This window comes from Pseudomonas sp. LH1G9, assembly GCF_002949975.1.
Lineage (GTDB): Bacteria > Pseudomonadota > Gammaproteobacteria > Pseudomonadales > Pseudomonadaceae > Aquipseudomonas > Aquipseudomonas veronii.
On sequence record NZ_CP026880.1, the window covers coordinates 3,294,456 to 3,313,906 of the forward strand.

General features: G+C 59.4%; 17 protein-coding genes. 4 read left to right on the forward strand and 13 right to left on the reverse strand.

Annotated elements, in window-relative coordinates; all coding sequences use genetic code 11:
• Positions 1-31: 31 nt before the first annotated feature.
• The 5 genes from C5F70_RS15135 to sdhC form a co-directional block, all read right to left on the reverse strand.
• Positions 32-2,863, reverse strand: coding sequence for a 2-oxoglutarate dehydrogenase E1 component (locus C5F70_RS15135; protein WP_017846767.1), 2,832 nt, complete (start codon positions 2,861-2,863; stop codon positions 32-34).
• A 261-nt stretch (positions 2,864-3,124) separates the two neighbouring features.
• Positions 3,125-3,829 (reverse strand): succinate dehydrogenase iron-sulfur subunit, encoded by a 705-nt coding sequence (locus C5F70_RS15140; RefSeq protein ID WP_017846766.1) that lies wholly within the window; start codon positions 3,827-3,829, stop codon positions 3,125-3,127.
• Positions 3,830-3,840: 11 nt separating this feature from the next.
• Positions 3,841-5,613: a succinate dehydrogenase flavoprotein subunit gene (sdhA, locus tag C5F70_RS15145; protein ID WP_017846765.1), complete on the reverse strand. Its 1,773-nt coding sequence runs from the start codon at positions 5,611-5,613 to the stop codon at positions 3,841-3,843.
• Between the two features lie 3 nt (positions 5,614-5,616).
• Complete coding sequence (gene sdhD / locus C5F70_RS15150; protein ID WP_017846764.1) at positions 5,617-5,985, reverse strand: succinate dehydrogenase, hydrophobic membrane anchor protein; 369 nt, start codon at positions 5,983-5,985, stop codon at positions 5,617-5,619.
• The gene (gene sdhC, locus C5F70_RS15155) at positions 5,979-6,353 is read right to left on the reverse strand and encodes a succinate dehydrogenase, cytochrome b556 subunit (RefSeq protein WP_017846763.1); all 375 of its coding nucleotides are present in this window, start codon (positions 6,351-6,353) and stop codon (positions 5,979-5,981) included. Before sdhC ends, sdhD begins: the two co-directional genes overlap by 7 nt.
• Before the next feature lie 363 nt (positions 6,354-6,716).
• Here sdhC and gltA point away from each other — a divergent pair, with 363 nt between their 5' ends.
• Positions 6,717-8,006, forward strand: coding sequence for a citrate synthase (gene gltA / locus C5F70_RS15160; protein ID WP_017846762.1), 1,290 nt, complete (start codon positions 6,717-6,719; stop codon positions 8,004-8,006).
• Positions 8,007-8,442: 436 nt separating this feature from the next.
• On the opposite strand, the gene C5F70_RS15170 is transcribed toward gltA, so the two are convergent.
• From C5F70_RS15170 to C5F70_RS15180, 3 genes are all read right to left on the reverse strand, one after another.
• On the reverse strand, positions 8,443-10,101 hold the full coding sequence (locus C5F70_RS15170) for a cation acetate symporter (protein WP_104903623.1): 1,659 nt from the start codon (positions 10,099-10,101) through the stop codon (positions 8,443-8,445).
• The gene (locus tag C5F70_RS15175) at positions 10,098-10,409 is read right to left on the reverse strand and encodes a DUF485 domain-containing protein (RefSeq protein WP_017846760.1); all 312 of its coding nucleotides are present in this window, start codon (positions 10,407-10,409) and stop codon (positions 10,098-10,100) included. Before C5F70_RS15175 ends, C5F70_RS15170 begins: the two co-directional genes overlap by 4 nt.
• Positions 10,410-10,668: 259 nt before the next feature.
• Positions 10,669-11,520, reverse strand: a complete 852-nt coding sequence (locus tag C5F70_RS15180) for a glycine betaine ABC transporter substrate-binding protein (RefSeq protein ID WP_057003706.1) — start codon at positions 11,518-11,520, stop codon at positions 10,669-10,671.
• 331 nt (positions 11,521-11,851) lie between these two features.
• Here C5F70_RS15180 and C5F70_RS15185 point away from each other — a divergent pair, with 331 nt between their 5' ends.
• On the forward strand, positions 11,852-13,405 hold the full coding sequence (locus C5F70_RS15185) for a glycosyl hydrolase family 17 protein (RefSeq protein WP_104903624.1): 1,554 nt from the start codon (positions 11,852-11,854) through the stop codon (positions 13,403-13,405).
• Positions 13,406-13,498: 93 nt separating this feature from the next.
• Here the strand turns inward: C5F70_RS15185 and C5F70_RS15190 are convergent, their stop codons facing one another.
• The gene (locus C5F70_RS15190) at positions 13,499-13,867 is read right to left on the reverse strand and encodes a hypothetical protein (protein ID WP_104903625.1); all 369 of its coding nucleotides are present in this window, start codon (positions 13,865-13,867) and stop codon (positions 13,499-13,501) included.
• A gap of 236 nt (positions 13,868-14,103) precedes the next feature.
• Here C5F70_RS15190 and C5F70_RS15195 point away from each other — a divergent pair, with 236 nt between their 5' ends.
• Positions 14,104-15,402 carry a serine protein kinase PrkA gene (locus C5F70_RS15195; protein ID WP_017846756.1) on the forward strand — a complete coding sequence of 433 codons (1,299 nt, stop codon included), beginning with the start codon at positions 14,104-14,106 and terminating at the stop codon, positions 15,400-15,402.
• Positions 15,395-16,183 carry a VacJ family lipoprotein gene (locus tag C5F70_RS15200; protein WP_046384201.1) on the forward strand — a complete coding sequence of 263 codons (789 nt, stop codon included), beginning with the start codon at positions 15,395-15,397 and terminating at the stop codon, positions 16,181-16,183. Before C5F70_RS15195 ends, C5F70_RS15200 begins: the two co-directional genes overlap by 8 nt.
• A gap of 69 nt (positions 16,184-16,252) precedes the next feature.
• Here the strand turns inward: C5F70_RS15200 and C5F70_RS15205 are convergent, their stop codons facing one another.
• The 4 genes from C5F70_RS15205 to C5F70_RS15220 are packed head-to-tail and all read right to left on the reverse strand — an operon-like array spanning position 16,253 to position 19,252.
• On the reverse strand, positions 16,253-17,029 hold the full coding sequence (locus C5F70_RS15205) for an amino acid ABC transporter ATP-binding protein (RefSeq protein ID WP_017849464.1): 777 nt from the start codon (positions 17,027-17,029) through the stop codon (positions 16,253-16,255).
• 17 nt (positions 17,030-17,046) lie between these two features.
• Positions 17,047-17,769 (reverse strand): ABC transporter permease, encoded by a 723-nt coding sequence (locus tag C5F70_RS15210; protein WP_046384203.1) that lies wholly within the window; start codon positions 17,767-17,769, stop codon positions 17,047-17,049.
• The gene (locus tag C5F70_RS15215) at positions 17,766-18,482 is read right to left on the reverse strand and encodes an ABC transporter permease (RefSeq protein WP_057003708.1); all 717 of its coding nucleotides are present in this window, start codon (positions 18,480-18,482) and stop codon (positions 17,766-17,768) included. Before C5F70_RS15215 ends, C5F70_RS15210 begins: the two co-directional genes overlap by 4 nt.
• A gap of 17 nt (positions 18,483-18,499) precedes the next feature.
• Positions 18,500-19,252, reverse strand: coding sequence for a transporter substrate-binding domain-containing protein (locus tag C5F70_RS15220; RefSeq protein ID WP_046486387.1), 753 nt, complete (start codon positions 19,250-19,252; stop codon positions 18,500-18,502).
• Positions 19,253-19,451: the final 199 nt, after the last annotated feature.

Below are 19,451 nucleotides of genomic sequence, written 5' to 3' on the forward strand. Positions count from 1 at the left end.
TTAAAATTCGGTTTCAGTCAGCGCGAAGGCGTTAAACAGTGAAAGCATCTTGCAGGAGTTTTTCCTGCTGCTCGGCGTGCATCGATGCATAACCACAGGCAGGCGCGGCAGAAGCATCGCGACCGGCGTATTCCAGGCCCAGGGCCTTGTTGTGGTTACCAATGCTGCGACGCAGATGATGCTGGCTGCTGTACCAGGCGCCCTGGTTCATCGGTTCTTCCTGACACCACACTACATGAGTGAGGTTGGTGTAAGGCGCGATGATCTCCATGAGGTCATCTTCCGGGAACGGGTAAAGCTGCTCGATACGCACGATGGCGATGTCTTCGCGGCCTTCGGCACGGCGTTTTTCCAGCAAATCGTAGTAGACCTTGCCGCTGCACAGGATCAGGCGAGTGACCTTGGCCGCGTCCAGTGTATCGATTTCTGGAATAACGGTCTGGAACGAGCCTTCCGCCAGATCTTCCAGGGTCGAGATGGCCAATTTATGACGCAACAGCGATTTCGGCGTCAGCACTACCAGCGGCTTGCGCAGTGGGCGAATGACCTGGCGACGCAGCAAGTGGTAGATCTGGGCCGGGGTAGTCGGCACGCACACCTGGATGTTGTGCTCGGCGCACAGCTGCAGGTAACGCTCCAGACGGGCCGAGGAGTGCTCCGGACCCTGACCTTCATAACCGTGTGGCAGCAGCATGGTCAGACCGCACAGACGGCCCCACTTGTGCTCGCCGCTGGTGATGAACTGGTCGATAACCACCTGGGCACCGTTGGCGAAGTCGCCGAACTGGGCTTCCCAGATCACCAGCGCGTTAGGCGTGGTGGTCGAGTAACCGTATTCGAACGCCAGTACGGCTTCTTCGGACAGGAACGAATCGTACAGGTCGAAACGTGGCTGGCCTTCGTACAGGTGTTGCAGCGGGATGTAGGTGCCTGCGTCTTTCTGGTTGTGCAGAACCGCGTGACGGTGCGAGAACGTACCACGGCCGATGTCCTGGCCGGTCATGCGGATCGGGTGACCTTCGAACGCCAGGGTCGCATACGCCATGGTTTCGGCGTAACCCCAGTTGATCGGCAGGCCGCCGGCTTGCATCTTCTGACGGTCTTCGTAGATCTTCGCGACCTGGCGCTGTACGACGAAGCCGTCAGGAATTTCCAGCAGCTTGGCAGACAGTTCCTGCAGAGTCTTCAGATCGAACGACGTATCGTGACGCGCAGTCCAGGCGTGGCCCAGGTACGGACGCCAGTCGACGAACAGCTCTTTGTTCGGCTCTTTGACCAGGCTTTTTACAACATGCAGACCGTTGTCCAACGCGTTGCGGTATTCGTCGACTTTCGCCTGAACACGCGCTTCGTCAATCACACCGGCCTTGGTCAGGCTTTCGGCGTACAGCTCACGGGTGGTGCGCTGCTTGGTGATCTGCTGGTACATCAACGGCTGGGTGCCGCTTGGTTCGTCCGCTTCGTTGTGACCGCGACGGCGGTAGCAAACCAGGTCGATCACCACGTCACGCTTGAACTGCATGCGGTAGTCGACAGCCAGTTGGGTCACGAACAGCACGGCTTCCGGATCATCACCATTCACATGGAGGATCGGCGCCTGGATCATCTTGGCAACGTCGGTGGCGTACTCGGTGGAACGCGCGTCCAACGGGTTGCTGATGGTGAAGCCCACCTGGTTGTTGATGACGATGTGAACGGTACCGCCGGTCTTGAAGCCGCGGGTCTGCGACATCTGGAAGGTTTCCAGGACCACGCCTTGACCGGCGAATGCCGCGTCGCCGTGGATGGAAATCGGCAGAACCTTCTCACCGGTCGCGTCGTTACGACGATCCTGGCGAGCCCGCACCGAACCCTCGACCACTGGAGAAACGATTTCCAGGTGGGACGGGTTGAAGGCCATGGCCAGGTGAACTTCACCGCCGGTGGTCATCACGTTGGACGAGAAGCCCTGGTGGTATTTAACGTCACCGGAACCCAGCTCGACCTTTTTCTTGCCTTCGAACTCGTCGAACAAGTCGCGCGGGTTCTTGCCGAAGGTGTTGACCAGCACGTTGAGACGGCCACGGTGGGCCATGCCGATCACGATTTCCTTGGTGCCGTAGGAGCCGGAACGCTGAATCAGCTCGTCGAGCATCGGAATCAGGCTCTCGCCGCCTTCCAGGCCGAAACGCTTGGTGCCCGGGTATTTGGTGCCCAGGTATTTTTCGAGACCTTCGGCTGCGGTCACGCGCTCAAGCAGGTGGCTGCGCACATCGGCAGACAACACCGGACGGCCACGCACGCCTTCCAGGCGATGCTGGAACCAGTGACGCTGTTCGGAGTCGGTGATGTGCGTGAACTCAGCGCCAATGGTGCGGCAATATGTCTGCTGCAACGCTTCGTGAATTTCGCGTAGGCTCGCTTCCTCTTTGCCGATGAACAGGTCTCCGGCACGGAAGGTCGTATCAAGATCGGCATTGGTCAAGCCGTAATGATTGATCGACAGGTCTGCAGGTGCAGGACGCTTCCAGAGCCCCAGCGGGTCGAGCTGGGCCGCCTGGTGGCCGCGCATACGGTAGGCCTGGATCAGTCGCAGTACTTCAACTTGCTTCTTCTCATGCTCACTGCTCACGCTTCCGGCTGAAACCGGTTGGGCGCGGCGCTGGTTCTTTGCCAGCAGCACGAACTGATCGCGAATTGTTGCGTGCGATACATCGGTGGCAGCGTTGCCGTCTGAAGACAACGTCTGAAATTTGGTGCGCCATTCTTCTGGCACAGCGTTAGGGTCGTGCAGGTAGAGCTCATAAAGCTCTTCCACATAGGCAGCGTTACCACCTGAAAGATAGCCGCTGTTCCACATGCGCTGCATCACGCTTTCTTGCATGCTTGGTCACCCTCGATTTGGGGACACCACCGGCGGCGACACCGAGTTTGCTTGCAAAAGGCCAAGTGCAGCGACCAAAACAAGCCACTTAGGATCACGCTGATAGTTCGGGTACCAACCCGAATGCCCCTGCTTGTCTCATTTCTTCAAAATAAGAGCCGCGGCTTTGTAAGTCGCTGCTCAAGTTAAGACTACGGCGCCGGTTGAAGCCTGCGCCGTAGCATTTACGGGCACAACGGTCCTGCTTTGCTACAACGTCAATTACACGCCGCTTTGCAGCAGCATGTTACGGATGTGACCAATGGCCTTAGTCGGGTTCAGGCCTTTAGGACATACGTTGACGCAGTTCATGATCCCGCGGCAGCGGAATACGCTGAACGGGTCATCCAGTGAAGCCAGACGCTCGGAGGTCTGGGTGTCACGGCTGTCTGCCAGGAAGCGATATGCTTGCAGCAGAGCAGCCGGGCCCAGGAATTTGTCCGGGTTCCACCAGAAGGATGGGCACGACGTCGAGCAGCAAGCGCACAGGATGCACTCGTACAGGCCGTCGAGCTTCTCGCGCTCTTCCGGGGACTGCAGACGCTCGATGGCCGGAGCCGGCGTATCGTTCTGCAGGAATGGCTTAACCTTCTCGTATTGCTTGTAGAAGATGCTCATATCGACGACCAGGTCACGGATAACCGGCAAACCTGGCAGAGGACGAATGATCAGCTTGTTGCCTTTGACCACGGCGGACAGCGGCGTGATGCACGCCAGGCCGTTCTTGCCGTTGATGTTCATGCCGTCGGAGCCGCAAACACCTTCACGGCAAGAGCGACGATAGGAGAACCCTTCGTCCTGCTCTTTGATCAGGGCCAGCACATCCAGCACCATCAAGTCTTTACCACCGGTATTGACCTGGAATTCCTGCATGAACGGCGCAGCGTCCCGATCAGGGTTGTAGCGATACACACTGACTTTCAACATGGCAGCCACCCTTAGTAAGTCCGAATTTTCGGTTCAAACATCGGAACCGTCTTCGGCGAGAAGTTAACGGCACGCTTGGTGACGCGCTTTTCACCCGGGAAGTAGAGGGTGTGGCACAGCCAGTTTTCATCGTCACGGTCTTCGTAGTCTTCACGAGCGTGAGCACCGCGGGACTCTTTACGAACCTCGGCGGCAATCGCAGTCGCTTCAGCCACTTCCAACAGGTTTTGCAGCTCAAGGGCTTCGATACGAGCGGTGTTGAACGCCTGGCTCTTATCGTTGATCTTGACGTTGGCGATGCGCTTGCGCAGGTCAGCCAGCAGGGCAATACCCTTCTGCATGTATTCGCCGGTACGGAATACACCGAAGTAGTTCTGCATGCAGCTTTGCAGCTCGCGACGCAGGGTAGCCACGTCTTCGCCTTCGGTACGCTCGTTCAGAGCGGACAGACGCGCCAGGGCAGCTTCGATGTTGGCGTCGGTAGCGTCATCGTATTCGATGCCGTCGGTCAGCGCCTTTTCCAGGTGCAGGCCGGCAGCGCGGCCGAAGACCACCAGGTCGAGCAGCGAGTTGCCGCCCAGACGGTTGGCGCCGTGTACCGATACGCAAGCCACTTCGCCCACCGCGAACAGACCATGGATGATCTCGTCCACGCCGTCGGCGTTCTGGGTGATTGCCTGGCCATGGATGTTGGTCGGCACGCCGCCCATCATGTAGTGGCAAGTCGGAACAACCGGAACCGGAGCAACCACCGGGTCAACGTGCGCGAAGGTCTTGGACAGTTCGCAGATACCTGGCAGGCGGCTGTGCAGCACTTCCTCGCCGAGGTGATCGAGCTTGAGCAGCACGTGGTCGCCGTTCGGGCCACAGCCGTTGCCGGCGATGATTTCCTTGACCATGGAACGGGCTACAACGTCACGACCGGCAAGGTCTTTCGCGTTCGGAGCATAACGCTCCATGAAACGCTCACCGTGCTTGTTGATCAGGTAACCACCTTCACCACGGCAACCTTCGGTGACGAGTACACCGGCGCCGGCGATGCCGGTCGGGTGGAACTGCCACATTTCAATGTCTTGCACCGGCACGCCGGCACGCAGCGCCATGCCAACGCCGTCGCCGGTGTTGATCAGTGCGTTGGTGGTCGAGGCGTAGATACGACCTGCACCGCCGGTCGCCAGAACGGTAGCCTTGGCGCGGATGTAGGTGGTTTCACCGGTTTCGATGCAGATAGCGATCACGCCGACGAATGCGCCGTCCTGGTTTTTTACCAGGTCAACCGCGTAGTACTCGTTCAGGAACGTGGTGCCGGCTTTCAGGTTGCCCTGATACAGGGTATGCAGCAGCGCGTGACCGGTACGGTCGGACGCGGCGCAAGTACGGGCAGCCTGGCCGCCTTTACCGTAATCCTTCGACTGACCGCCGAATGGACGCTGGTAGATACGACCTTGCTCGGTACGCGAGAACGGCAGACCCATGTGGTCCAGCTCGAACACGGCGGCCGGGCCTTCCTGACACATGTATTCGATAGCGTCCTGGTCACCGATATAGTCGGAACCCTTGACGGTATCGTACATGTGCCAGCGCCAGTCATCGTTCGGGTCGGCGGAGGCGATGGCGCAGGTGATGCCACCCTGGGCCGATACTGTGTGGGAACGCGTCGGGAACACCTTGGTGATCACGGCAGTCTTGTGACCGCCCTGAGCCAGTTGCAGCGCTGCGCGCATGCCGGCGCCGCCGCCACCAATGATGATGGCGTCGAAGGAAATAGTTGGAATGTTAGCCATGGATCAGATACCCCAAAGAATCTGCACACCCCAGACGAAGTAAGCGAACATCGCGACGCCGCATACTGCCTGGAAGAGAAACCGTACTGCTGTCGCAGACTTGCCCAGCGCCATCGGCGTCAGGTAGTCGGTCGAAATGGTCCACATGCCGACCCAGGCGTGAGCGCCCAGGGCTACAAGGGCCAGCAGACTGAAGATTCGCATCGCATTGTGGGAAAACAGGCCATGCCATTGCTCATAGCCGATGCCCGGATTGGCGACGAGGTATCCGATCAGGAAAATGAAATAAGCCGCGAGAACGACCGCAGACACACGCTGTGCCATCCAGTCATAGAGGCCCGAACGCGACAGATTCGTTACGCTGGTTACCATATCCAAACTCCTGCCAGAACGATCAGCGCCACGGAAACGGCGATGACGATTTTCGAGCCCAGGCGGCCGCCTTCCAGCGTCTCACCGATGCCCATATCCATGATCAAGTGGCGCACGCCGGCTACCAAGTGATACAGCAGAGCGGACAAGAGGCCCCATGCTACGAACTTGGCCAGCGGACTGGTCAAGCATGCCTTCACCTCGGCATAACCTTCCTCGGAACCCAGGGATTTGCTCAATGCATAAAGCATGAAGCCCAGGCCCAGGAAGAGGATGATGCCGGAAACACGGTGCAGGAACGACGTAACGCCGGTGATGGGGAGTTTGATGGTCCTTAGGTCTAGGTTTACAGGTCGTTGGCTATTCACGGCTTTTTTTCACACTGAAGAGCCCCTAACAATCAGGGCAAAGTTGTTGGGGAGCGGACTGGTCAGGTAACACCACCCAGGGAGTGCGACCCCCAATGAAAGCAAGCCCAAAAGCCCTTGGCGGTCGGTGGCCGAGTATAGACAGTTAGGTTACTAATGACAACGCGCTGACCTCACCCTAATAGCGCATTGCGTTGGCAGGATAAAAGGCGTAAATGGCGGTAAATTTCGAGGAAAAAGTCCGGTTAAAGCCTTCTGGGGCAAGACTTTAGGCAAATTGACATCTGAATTTATCTCACTATAGTGGTGCGGGCCCTGCGTGGGGGGTCTGTCTGATGATTTGAAGCATAAATAGGAGGCCACATGGCTGACAAAAAAGCGCAGTTGATCATCGAGGGCGCAGCCCCCGTCGAGCTGCCCATTTTAACCGGCACCGTTGGTCCTGATGTTATCGACGTACGGGGCCTGACGGCCACGGGCCGTTTCACTTTCGACCCAGGTTTCATGTCGACCGCCTCATGCGAGTCGAAGATTACCTATATTGATGGCGATAATGGCATTTTGCTGCATCGGGGCTACCCGATCGAGCAACTGGCTGAGAAATCGGACTACCTGGAAACCTGCTATCTGCTACTAAATGGCGAGTTGCCAACCGCCGAGCAGAAAGCCCAGTTTGTCAGTACTGTAAAGAACCACACCATGGTTCACGAGCAGTTGAAGACGTTCTTCAACGGCTTCCGTCGCGACGCCCACCCGATGGCCGTCATGTGCGGCGTGGTCGGCGCCCTGTCGGCCTTCTATCACGACTCCCTCGACATCAATAACCCGCAGCATCGCGAAATTTCCGCGATCCGCCTGGTTGCCAAGATGCCGACCCTGGCCGCAATGGTTTACAAGTACTCCATGGGGCAACCCATGATGTACCCGCGCAACGACCTGACTTACGCGGAAAACTTCCTGCACATGATGTTCAACACCCCGTGCGAGATCAAACCGATCAGCCCGGTGCTCGCCAAGGCAATGGACCGGATCTTCATCCTCCATGCCGACCACGAGCAGAACGCCTCCACCTCTACCGTGCGTCTGGCCGGCTCTTCGGGTGCCAACCCGTTCGCCTGTATCGCCGCCGGTATCGCCGCGCTGTGGGGCCCTGCCCACGGCGGTGCGAACGAAGCCGTATTGACCATGCTCGATGAAATCGGCGATGTCTCGAACATCGACAAATACATCGCCAAGGCCAAGGACAAGAACGATCCGTTCAAGTTGATGGGCTTCGGTCACCGGGTCTACAAGAACCGCGACCCGCGCGCCACCGTCATGAAGAAGACCTGCGACGAAGTGTTGAGGGAACTGGGCATCAAGAACGATCCGCAACTCGAACTGGCCATGCGCCTGGAAGAGATCGCTCTGACCGACCCGTACTTCATCGAACGCTCGCTGTACCCGAACGTCGACTTCTACTCGGGGATCATCCTCAAGGCGATCGGCATTCCAACCAGCATGTTCACCGTGATCTTCGCCCTGGCGCGGACCGTGGGCTGGATCTCCCACTGGAAAGAAATGCTCTCCAGCCCGTACAAGATTGGCCGCCCGCGCCAGCTGTACACCGGCTACGAGTCGCGTGACATTACCAAGTTGGAAGATCGCAAGTAAGCATCTGACTGACGCGCAATAAAAAAGCGGCCTCCTTCATGGAGGCCGTTTTTATTTGTGCAAGAACCAAGAAACTGTTTTGTCTGAAATTCAGCTATCGGGAGCAAGCCCCCAGCCTATCGACCGGGACACGTCCTATTAAGCCCCCAAACCTGACCAATTACCCACCTTGGAATGCAATCAACTGTGGGAGGGGGCTTGCCCCCGATAGCAATGGCCCAGCCACCACAAAACTCCAGCCAAAAAAAATGCCCCAGCCTATCGACCGGGGCATTTCCTATTACCCCCCCAAAACCTGACCGACTACCCACCTTGAAATGCAACCAACTGTGGGAGGGGGCTTGCCCCCGATAGCAATGGCCCAGCCACCACAAAACTCCAGCCAAAAAAAATGCCCCAGCCTATCGACCGGGGCATTTCCTATTGAGCTACAACCTTAGTGAGAAACCGCCCCACTCGCCCCCAGGCCAGTCTGCGAACGCACAAACTGCGGGAAGTACAGCGCCCGTTCCTTGACTGCCGCCGCCGACTTGTCGGTGATGGAGAAGAACCAGATGCTGACGAACGCGATGAACATCGAGAACAGCGCAGGGTACTCATACGGGAAGATGGCTTTTTCGTGATGCAGGATCGACACCCAGATGGTCGGCCCCAGGACCATCAGGCCCACAGCACTGACCAACCCGAGCCAGCCGCCAATCATTGCGCCACGGGTGGTGAGGTTTTTCCAGTACATGGAAAGCAGCAACACCGGGAAGTTACAGCTGGCAGCGATAGAGAACGCCAGGCCGACCATGAACGCAATGTTCTGGCTTTCAAACAGGATACCCAGACCGATTGCCAGCACCGCCAAGGCGATAGTGGTGATCTTCGAGACGCGAATCTCCTCTTTGTCGTTGGCCTTGCCTTTCTTGATCACGCTGGCATACAGGTCATGGGACACCGCCGAAGCACCGGCCAGGGTCAAGCCCGCAACCACCGCGAGGATGGTGGCAAACGCCACAGCCGAGATGAAGCCCAGGAAGATACTGCCACCCACCGCGTTGGCCAGGTGAACCGCCGCCATGTTGTTACCACCGAGCAAGGCGCCTGCAGCATCCTTGAACGCCGGGTTGGTGCTGACCAGCAGGATCGCGCCGAAACCGATGATGAAGGTCAGGATGTAGAAGTAGCCGATGAAACCAGTGGCGTACAACACGCTCTTGCGCGCTTCCTTGGCGTCGCTCACGGTGAAGAAGCGCATCAGGATGTGCGGCAGGCCGGCGGTACCGAACATCAGTGCCAGAGCCAGGGAGAACGCGGAGATCGGATCTTTCACCAGACCGCCAGGGCTCATGATCGCTTCACCTTTAGGGTGAACCTTGATCGCCTCGGAAAACAGCGTGCTGAAGTCGAAGTTGACGTGCTTCATCACCATGACTGCCATGAATGTGGCGCCGGACAGCAGCAACACTGCCTTGATGATCTGCACCCAGGTGGTCGCCAGCATGCCGCCGAACAGCACGTACAGGCACATCAGGACACCCACCATGATCACCGCTACATGGTAATCAAGGCCGAACAGCAGCTGGATCAACTTGCCCGCGCCAACCATCTGCGCGATCAGGTAGAACGCCACCACTACCAGCGAACCGCAAGCCGACAGGCTGCGGATCTGGGTTTGCCCGAGGCGGTAGGACGCCACGTCGGCAAAGGTGTATTTGCCCAGGTTACGCAGGCGCTCGGCGATCAGGAACAGAATGATCGGCCAGCCCACCAGGAAGCCGATCGAGTAGATCAGGCCGTCGTAGCCGGAGGTGTATACCAGTGCGGAAATACCCAGGAAGGACGCGGCCGACATATAGTCGCCGGCAATCGCCAGGCCGTTCTGGAAGCCGGTGATCTTGCCGCCGGCCGCATAATAGTCGGCCGCCGAGTTGTTGCGCTTGGACGCCCAGTAGGTAATGCACAACGTCGCGCCGACAAAGACCACGAACATCAGGATCGCTGGAATATTCAGCGGTTGTTTTTGCACTTCACCGGTCAACGCCTCCCCCGCCCATATAGCAGGCGCGAAGACCGAAGCACCCAGTACAGCCAATAGACGACGGATCATTGCGCAGCCTCCTTGAGAATCGCATTGTTCAGATCGTCGAATTCGCCGTTGGCGCGTCGCACGTAGATCGCAGTGAGGACAAAGGCCGATAGAATCAGCCCGACACCGATAGGGATTCCCCAGGTGATGGACGAAGTGGAGCTGATCTTAGCCCCCAGCAATTGTGGCCCGTAGGCGATCAACAGGATGAATCCGGAGTAAAGCCCTAGCATGATCGCCGAGAGAATCCAGGCGAACCTTTCCCTTTTTCTAACCAGCTCCTTGAAGCGCGGGCTGTTTTGAATCGAGAGGTAAATGCTGTCGTTCATTGTTTTTATCCTCGCAGCACAGCTTTGTTATTATTGAAACAATAGCCACTGTATGCGGCTACGGGGCAGGTTCCAGACGACCTTAGTATTAGAGGGAGTGTAGCGAGGGTTTGCGAGGGCGCAGAAACATTTGCGGGCGGCGAAAATAATGTGGGAGGGGGCTTGCCCCCGATTGCGGTGTGTCAGTCGCTGATGATCTGACTGATCCATCGCTATCGGGGGCAAGCCCCCTCCCACAGAGGGTTACATCAAAGGGGGGTTACTTGGCGAGCCACTCGGCAACCCGCTCAGGGTGCTTGGCAACCCAGTCCTTGGCGGCTGCATCGGGCTTGGCGCCCTCCTGGATGGCGAGCATGACTTCACCGATTTCGTCCTTGGAAGCCCATTGGAATTTCTTCAGGAACGCCGCGACTTCCGGGGCTTTCTTCTCCAGGCCCTTGCTACCGATGCTGTTGACGGTTTCAGCAGCGCCATAGATCCCTTTTGGATCGTCCAGGAACCGCAGTTTCCACTTGGCGAACATCCAGTGCGGCACCCACCCGGTGACTGCGATGGATTCCTGCTTGTCTTCGGCGCGGGTCAGTTCGGCGATCATCGCGGCACCGGAGCTGGCTTGCAGCTTGTAGTCCAGGCCATAGGCCTTGATCGCTTCGTCGGTCTTGAGCATCACGCCTGAACCGGCGTCGATACCGACGATCTTGTTCTTGAAGGTGGTGTCGGTCTTGAGGTCTTCGATGGACTTGGCCTTGACGTACTCCGGCACGATCAGGCCGATCTTCGCATCCTTGAAGTTGGGGCCGTAGTCGACCACCTTGTCCTTGTTCTTGGCCCAGTATTCACCGTGGGTCACGGGTAGCCAGGCAGAGAGCATGGCGTCGAGCTTGCCGGTGGCAACACCCTGCCACATGATCCCGGTGGCGACCGCTTGCAACTTGACGTCATAACCGAGCTTTGCCTTGATCACCTCTGCCGCCACATGAGTGGTGGCAACGCTGTCGGACCAACCGTCCACGTAGCCGATGCTCAGGGTTTTGCTGTCGGCGCTGGCCAGTGTGGAGCTCATCGCAACTACCAGAGTGGCAACTGCGCCCAAGAGTCGTCGCATCTTCATCGTACTTCCCCGAAAGTGCTGCGCCCGACGGATGTCGAGCGACGTCAACCTGTTGTTATGTGGTGCGCCACGCCCCCTTCACGCGCATCGATCCGGCGGCAACGACATCAGTGGAGTGCTGATACTTCGATCATCAACCTGCCGGGGCCCGCGTCCTGCTCTGTCAGCGACCTCAGGTAAGCAAGAAACGACATCACATCGCCAGCTATCGCTGTTATGGGACGCTCACCTCATACCCCGCCCGAACTTTGCATGTCTAAATCATGCAGCCCCACTGGGACGCGACAAATCCGGGTAAGATGCGCGCCTTTGCTCCCCAGATAAGCCGACCATGCCCGCAACTGCCCACTTCCCTGCCCTGCCCTATTTATTCGCCTTGATCCTCGGCCTGCTTGCGCTGGTCGGATACTGGTATGGCCTCGGCCGGCCAGTGGTGCTGCCGGACGTGGCCAGCGCCAGCCACAAACTGCAATGCGCCTCCTACACACCGTTCGACAAGGACCAATCACCGTTCGACCAGCCGTTCAAGCTGCGCCCCGAGCGCATGGACGCCGACCTGGCCCTGCTGGCCACCCGCTTCGAATGCATCCGCACCTACTCCATGACCGGCCTGGAAGCCTTGCCGGACCTGGCGCGCAAGCACGGGCTGAAACTGATGATCGGCGCCTGGGTCAACGGCAACCCGGTCGACACCGAAAAAGAAGTCGACGCCTTGATCGCCTCGGCCAACGCCAACGCCGACGTGGTGACTTCGGTGATCGTCGGTAACGAAACCCTGCTGCGCAAGGAAGTCACGGCCGCACAGTTGGTGAAGCTGATCCATAAGGTCAAAAGCCAGATCAAGCAGCCGGTCACGTATGCCGACGTCTGGGAGTTCTGGCTGCAACACCCGGAAATTGCCCCGGCGGTGGATTTCCTGACCATCCACTTGCTGCCGTACTGGGAAGACGCCCCCTCGGGAATCGACCAGGCGCTCAAGCATGTCGGTGATGTGCGCCAGACCTTCGGCAATAAATTCGCGCCCAAGGACGTAATGATCGGCGAGACCGGCTGGCCCAGCGAAGGCCGCCAGCGCGAAACCGCGGTGCCGAGCCGGGTCAATGAGGCCAAGTTCATGCGCGGTTTCGTGGCCATGGCCGAAGCCAATGGCTGGCACTACAACCTGATCGAAGCCTTCGACCAGCCGTGGAAGCGTGCCAGTGAAGGCGCTGTCGGCGGTTACTGGGGCTTGTTCGATGCCGATCGCCAGGACAAAGGCATCCTCGCCGGCCCGGTGACCAACGTGCCGTACTGGCCACTGTGGCTGGGAGTCGGTGGACTCATCCTGCTGGGCACCCTGGCGCTCGGCGGGCGGGTGCGCAGCGTGCGCGCCGCCTGGCTGCTGCCGCTGCTCGGGGCCGTCGCCGCCTGTTCCATCGGCACCTGGGCCGAACTGACCCGCGTAACCGCACGCTTCAATGATGAATGGGTGTGGGCGGGGCTGCTGGTCGCGTTGAACCTGCTGGTACTGGCACATGCGGCCCTGGCCTTGAGCAGCCGCGAAGGTTGGCGCGAGCGGGCGTTCAACTGGCTGGAGCCGCGCGCGGGCTGGCTGGTGGCAATCGCCGGGTTCGCTGGCGCGGTGATGATGCTGGCGCTGGTGTTTGACCCGCGTTACCGCAGCTTCCCAAGTGCGGCACTGGTGCTGCCTGCCCTGGTCTATCTGATTCGCCCGGTGACCGGGCCACGTCGGGAAATTGCCCTACTGGCCTTTATCATCGGTGCCGGCATTGCGCCGCAGCTGTTCCGCGAAGGTCTGTTGAACCAGCAGGCATGGGGTTGGGCGCTGGTCAGTGGGTTGATGGTTGTGGCTTTGTGGCGGTGCTTGCGGATGCGCAAGGCTTAAGATGCCATCGGGGGCAAGCCCCTCCCACATTTGGAACGCGTTCCCATGTGGAAGGGGCGGTGCGACGATTCGACTTGCCCCCGATTGGCCCTATCAGGCCGCCCGTGGCTTGCGGACCAAGCGCAACCCGGCAATCACCACCGCAAACACCGCAAATGTGGTGTTGTACAACGCCAACGCCGGCAACCCGAACACCAGCCCCAGCACCGCCAACCCCCACCCCGCACGGCCCGGCACGAAAAACGCCAGCACCGACGCGATCAGTGCAGCCCAGCCCATCACCTGGAAGTGAATCATCAAGCCCAGGTTCGAACGCACCTGGCATTCCCAACGGCTGGCTTCATCCACGCAAATGCCGACCCACCGACCATCCTCCATGAAGCCGTAACGCGCGGCATAACTGGCGGCCAGCCATAACGGCAAGGCAATGAGCAGTAGGGTCAGCGGCAAGCGGCGGGACATGGAACACTCCGATAGGCAAAAACGGCGCTCAGCTTAATCCCCCGGTGGCCGTTAGCAAGATGTGTACGCAGATAAGTGTCCATCAATACGCGGCAAAGTGTATCTTCTGCCTACTATTACCCCGACTCCGACGTTTTTTATCCGACTTTTCGTGCCGATGGCTGGCACTTCGGTGGCAACGCGGTGGTCATAGCCTGCGAACTTCATTCAGCACGTTTCCTCTTAGGGATTAAGTCATGCTCCGTTCCTTGCGCTGCGCTGCCTTGCTGGGCAGCCTTTTTTTGAGTGCGTCAGCACTGGCCGTCGACATCGACCAGGCCAGCTATGGCTTCCCTTTGACCAACCCGTTCGAAGCGACCATCGCCACCACGCCGCCTGACCTTCGGCCCAGCTTGCCGAGCGACGACGAAATCAACCAGTCCGACTACACCCTGAACATGCGTCCCGAGCGCGAATTCAGCCTGCCCGACAACTTCTGGGCAGTGAAGAAACTCACCTACCGCATCGCCAAGCAAGACCGCGCCGCGCCGCTGATCTTCCTGATCTCGGGCACCGGTGCGCGGTTCGACAGCAGCATCAACGAATACCTGAAAAAACTGTACTACCAGGCCGGCTACCACGTCGTGCAACTGTCATCGCCGACCAGCTTCGACTTCATGAGCGCCGCCTCGCGCTTCGCCACGCCGGGTATCACCCAGGAAGACGCCAAAGACATGTACCGCGTGATGCAAGCAGTGCGCGCGCAGAACGCCTCACTGCCGGTCACCGACTTTTACCTCAGCGGCTACAGCCTCGGTGCGCTGGATGCGGCCTTTGTCAGCAAGCTCGACGAAACCCGCCGCAGCTTCAACTTCAAGAAAGTGCTGCTGCTCAACCCGCCGGTCAACCTGTACACCTCGATCACCAACCTCGACAAGCTGGTGCAGACCGAGGTCAAGGGCATCAACAACACCACGACCTTTTATGAACTGGTGTTGAACAAGCTGACGCGCTACTTCCAGCAAAAGGGCTACATCGACCTTAACGACGCCCTGCTCTACGACTTCCAGAACTCCAAGCAGCACCTGACCAACGAACAGATGGCCATGCTGATCGGCACCACGTTCCGTTTTTCGGCGGCCGACATCGCGTTCACCTCAGACCTGATCAACCGCCGCGGCCTGATCATCCCGCCGAAGTACCCGATCACCGAAGGCACCAGCCTCACGCCGTTCCTCAAGCGCGCGCTGCAATGTGACTTCGATTGCTACCTCACCGAACAGGTCATCCCGATGTGGCGCGCCCGTTCCGATGGCGGCAGCCTGTTGCAATTGGTCGATCAGGTCAGCCTGTACGCCCTCAAGGACTACCTGCACACCAGCCCGAAAATCGCCGTCATGCATAACGCCGACGACTTGATCCTCGGCCCGGGCGACCTCGGCTTCCTGCGTCAAACCTTCGGCGATCGCTTGACTGTCTACCCGCTGGGCGGCCATTGCGGCAACCTCAACTACCGCGTCAACGCCGACGCCATGCTGGAGTTTTTCCGTGGCTAAATATCTTCTGCTGCTTGCCGCCCTGATGTGCGCAAGCGTGGCCAATGCCGACAACAGCAAGGCTCACGCGCCCACCGTCGTGGGTGCCGACGGCTTCAAGGAGCCGCTGAGCAAGCTCAAGTTCAACCCGGGCCTGGACCAGCGCGAATTCGAACGTTCGTCACTGACCGCCCTCAACGTGTACGACCCGCTGGAATCGTGGAACCGTCGCGTTTACCACTTCAACTACCGCTTCGACCAATGGGTGTTCCTGCCGGTGGTCGACGGTTACCGCTACGTCACGCCGAGCTTCCTGCGTACCGGCGTAAGCAATTTCTTCAACAACCTGGGCGATGTGCCCAATCTGTTGAACAGCCTGTTGCAACTCAAGGGTCACCGCTCCCTGGAAACCACCGGGCGCCTGCTGCTCAACACCACCATCGGCGTCGCCGGGCTGTGGGACCCGGCTACCGCCATGGGCCTGCCGCGCCAGAGCGAAGACTTCGGCCAGACCCTGGGCTTCTATGGCGTGCCTGGCGGCGCCTATCTGGTGCTGCCGATCCTGGGCCCATCGAACCTGCGCGATACCAGCGGCCTGGTGGTCGACTACAGCGCCGAATCGCAGATCAACTTCCTGAACGTCTCCGAAGTCAGCTCCAACCATCCGGAGATCTGGGCCCTGCGCGTGGTCGACAAGCGTTACCAGACCAGCTTCCGCTACGGTCAGTTGAACTCGCCGTTCGAGTACGAAAAGGTGCGCTACATCTATACGGAATCGCGCAAGTTGCAGATTGCCGAATAAGCGCGGCGCGCGGTAAAAAAGCCATTCGACGCGCTCGAATGGCTTTTTTGCCTGCTCGATACCAGCCGCCTACCCCAGCACCTGCGCCAGAAACGCTTGCGCGCGAGGTGTGCGTGGCGCAGTGAAAAACGCCTCCGGCGGCTGGTCTTCGATGATCCGCCCGCCATCGAGAAACAGCACACGCCCGGCGACTTGCCGGGCAAAGCCCATTTCGTGGGTGACGCAGAGCAAGGTCATGCCACTTTCGGCGAGCATGACCATCACGTCCAGCACCTCGCCGACAGCCTCCGGGTCCAGTGCCGACGTCGGCTCATCGAACAGCATGATTTTCGGGGTCATGCACAATGCCCTGGCTATCGCGACCCGCTGCTGTTGGCCGCCCGACAATTGCGCCGGGTATTTTTTCCAGTGTTGATCGATCCCGACTTTTTTCAGCAGCGCCATCGCCTGGTCCTGCGCGCTGTCGCGGGGCATGCCGCGCACGGACATCGGCGCCAGCATGCAGTTTTGCAAGACGGTCAGGTGCGGAAACAGGTTGAAGCCCTGAAACACCATGCCGACCTCACGCAAGGCCGCGCGGCAGAGCGTCGGCGAAGTGCTCAAGTCGGCGCCCAGCACCTGGATTCGGCCCTGCTGCGCCGGTTCCAGACGATTGAGGCAACGGATCAACGTGGACTTGCCGGAGCCCGAGGTGCCGCACAGCACAATCCGCTCGCCCTGCACCACACGCAGGTCGATACCGTGCAGCACCTGGTATGGGCCGTACCATTTACTCAGCCCTTCGACATCGATCACCACCGGCGCAGGCGCGCAGATCGACCGCTCAAACTCCCCTGATGACCCCATGTATCCACCCTTCCTTATCATTCGTCAGTTGGCCGCATGTGGCGGGTGAGTCGACGATTGATCCGGTTCACCCCTCGCCGGACACACTCGACCACCAGCAGGTAGACCAGCGCCACCCACACATACACCTGGAAATCAAAAGTGCGTGAGAACGCCAACTTGGCCACGCCCATCAAATCCAGCAAGGTCACCAGCGACACAATCGCGCTGGCCTTGATGATCAAAATCAGTTCATTGCCCAGTGGCCCCACTGTCACGATGAGCACCTGCGGCAAGGTCACCTTGAAAAACGTGGTGGTGCGGCTCAACCCCAACACCGTCGCGGCTTCATAGTGGGCACGGGGCACGGAGAGCAACCCGCCGCGAAAGATCTCGGCCTGATAGGCCGCCGTATTCAAGGTGAACGCCAGCACGGCGCAAAACCACGGGTCGCCGAACCAGCCCCACAGGCCAAGGTCGCGCCAGAAACCGTGGAAGGAACCCAAGCCGTAATAGATCAGGAACAACTGCGCCAACAACGGAGAGCCCCTGAAAAAGTAGAGATAGGCCCTGCACCCGTACTGCAATAAACGCCAGCGTGAAGTCCTGCCCAACGCCAACAGCACGCCAAGCACCATCCCGGCGCTGCTGGATATCGCCACCAATTGCAGGGTCAGCAACAAGCCATCGAACAACTGCGCACCGTAGCGCTGAAGCAGTTCAAGCCCGAGCCACTCGGCAAAACGCTCGCCCCCCATCATGAGGCACGCTCCCGACCCTGGCCGTAGTGCTTTTCAAGCTGCGCGATGCAAAACCCCGACATCGACGACAGCAGCAGGTACAGGCCACACGCCGCCAGATAAAACAGCATCGGTTCCTTGGTGGCGTTCACCGCCAGGCTGGTCTGGCGCATCAGGTCCACCAGGGAAATGGTCGACACCAACGCCGTGTCCTTGAGCAGGCTCAACCAGTTGTTCGAAAGCCCCGGCAAGGCGATCCTCATCACCTGCGGCAGCACCACCTTGAAAAACGTGTGCCTGCGGCTCAAGCCCAGTGCCTGGGCGCCTTCGTACTGGCCGCGCGCCACGGTCTTCAACGCCCCCAGCCACACCTCGCTGGAAAAGGCCGCCAGCACCAGGCTGAACGCGATCACCGCCGCCACGAACGCGTTGATGCCAAACTCGGCCGAACCGCCCCAATACGCCTGGAACTTCTGCAGCGCGATCTGGATGCCGTAATACACGATCAATAACGTCAGCAACTCCGGCAGGCCACGAAAACAGGTGGAGAACAGCGCAGCCATCGCCCTCACCGTGGTGTTTGCCGATCTGCTGCACAGCGCCACCAACAACCCCAATGGCAACCCCAGCGGCACACACGCCAATGCCAGCGCCATCGTGACCCCTGCGCCCGCCAGCAGCGCGCCGCCCCACCCACCGGCGCCCAACGACAACAACCCTAATGACTCGAACATGGAAGACGCCCCCGCGCTTAATCATCCTCAAGGCCATGGGCCAACTTGAGCTGTCGATAGGTGCCGTCGGCGATCACGTCCGCGATGGCCTGGTTCAGCCTGGCGCGCAACGCCTCATCGGCCTTGCGCACGGCAATACCGGCGTCGCTTTGCGTACCGGGGATAGCCAGCACCCGACAACACTGCGGGGCGGTGCTCTTCAACCACTCCTGCATTGGCGCGCTGTCGTTGACCACCGCATCCAGGCGGCCGTTGAGCAGGTCGCTGTTGGCCTCGTCCTGGCCGACGTACAACTTGACCCGCGCCCCATTGGCGCCATAGACATCCTGGTTGTAGATACCCTGGGTGGACGACGACTGAGCGCCGACCGTCTTGCCGGCCAACGTGGCCGGCGCGGCGTCCTGAATGTCGCTGCCCCTGGGCACTGCCAGAACCATGCGCGTGCGGTTGTAGGGCTGGGTGAAGCTGACGGTCTTCTGGCGCTCTTCGGTGATGGCCATCGAGGCGATGATTGCGTCGTACTTTTTCGCGAGCAGGCCCGGGATGATGCCTTCCCAGTCCTGGGCAACAATCGTGCATTCGACGCCGAGCCTGGCGCACAGGGCGTTCGCCATATCGACGTCAAAACCACGCAGTTGGTTATTCGAGTCCACATAGTTGAAAGGCGGATAAGCACCCTCGGTGGCGAAACGCAGCGGCTGCGCATGGGCCACCGACAACAGCCCGAGGGTGATCGTTACGGCATAGAGCGTCTGTTTGACCTGTTTCATGAAGGCACCTACCGAATTATTTTTATTCTGCGTAGTGCCTGAGGCCTGGCTAACCCGAAGGAACACGGGTGATTGACGCAGGCTCAGTCACTGACCCAGCGGACACTACGCCAACCTAAACAATTCGTCTATATTTTACAGATAGTCTATTTCCGAGTTTTTTGTAGGCCAAAACCGGGATGCACGATCGACCCCAAGA

Bases quoted from the DNA above. Each gene is read 5' to 3' on its own strand.
- C5F70_RS15170 (WP_104903623.1), bottom strand. From the start codon at position 10,101: ATGATCCGTCGTCTATTGGCTGTACTGGGTGCTTCGGTCTTCGCGCCT.
- gltA (WP_017846762.1), top strand. From the start codon at position 6,717: ATGGCTGACAAAAAAGCGCAGTTGATCATCGAGGGCGCAGCCCCCGTC.
- C5F70_RS15185 (WP_104903624.1), top strand. From the start codon at position 11,852: ATGCCCGCAACTGCCCACTTCCCTGCCCTGCCCTATTTATTCGCCTTG.
- C5F70_RS15180 (WP_057003706.1), bottom strand. From the start codon at position 11,520: ATGAAGATGCGACGACTCTTGGGCGCAGTTGCCACTCTGGTAGTTGCG.
- C5F70_RS15205 (WP_017849464.1), bottom strand. From the start codon at position 17,029: ATGGGGTCATCAGGGGAGTTTGAGCGGTCGATCTGCGCGCCTGCGCCG.
- C5F70_RS15210 (WP_046384203.1), bottom strand. From the start codon at position 17,769: ATGATGGGGGGCGAGCGTTTTGCCGAGTGGCTCGGGCTTGAACTGCTT.
- sdhD (WP_017846764.1), bottom strand. From the start codon at position 5,985: ATGGTAACCAGCGTAACGAATCTGTCGCGTTCGGGCCTCTATGACTGG.
- C5F70_RS15190 (WP_104903625.1), bottom strand. From the start codon at position 13,867: ATGTCCCGCCGCTTGCCGCTGACCCTACTGCTCATTGCCTTGCCGTTA.
- C5F70_RS15195 (WP_017846756.1), top strand. From the start codon at position 14,104: ATGCTCCGTTCCTTGCGCTGCGCTGCCTTGCTGGGCAGCCTTTTTTTG.
- sdhA (WP_017846765.1), bottom strand. From the start codon at position 5,613: ATGGCTAACATTCCAACTATTTCCTTCGACGCCATCATCATTGGTGGC.
- C5F70_RS15175 (WP_017846760.1), bottom strand. From the start codon at position 10,409: ATGAACGACAGCATTTACCTCTCGATTCAAAACAGCCCGCGCTTCAAG.
- C5F70_RS15220 (WP_046486387.1), bottom strand. From the start codon at position 19,252: ATGAAACAGGTCAAACAGACGCTCTATGCCGTAACGATCACCCTCGGG.
- C5F70_RS15215 (WP_057003708.1), bottom strand. From the start codon at position 18,482: ATGTTCGAGTCATTAGGGTTGTTGTCGTTGGGCGCCGGTGGGTGGGGC.
- C5F70_RS15140 (WP_017846766.1), bottom strand. From the start codon at position 3,829: ATGTTGAAAGTCAGTGTGTATCGCTACAACCCTGATCGGGACGCTGCG.
- C5F70_RS15135 (WP_017846767.1), bottom strand. From the start codon at position 2,863: ATGCAAGAAAGCGTGATGCAGCGCATGTGGAACAGCGGCTATCTTTCA.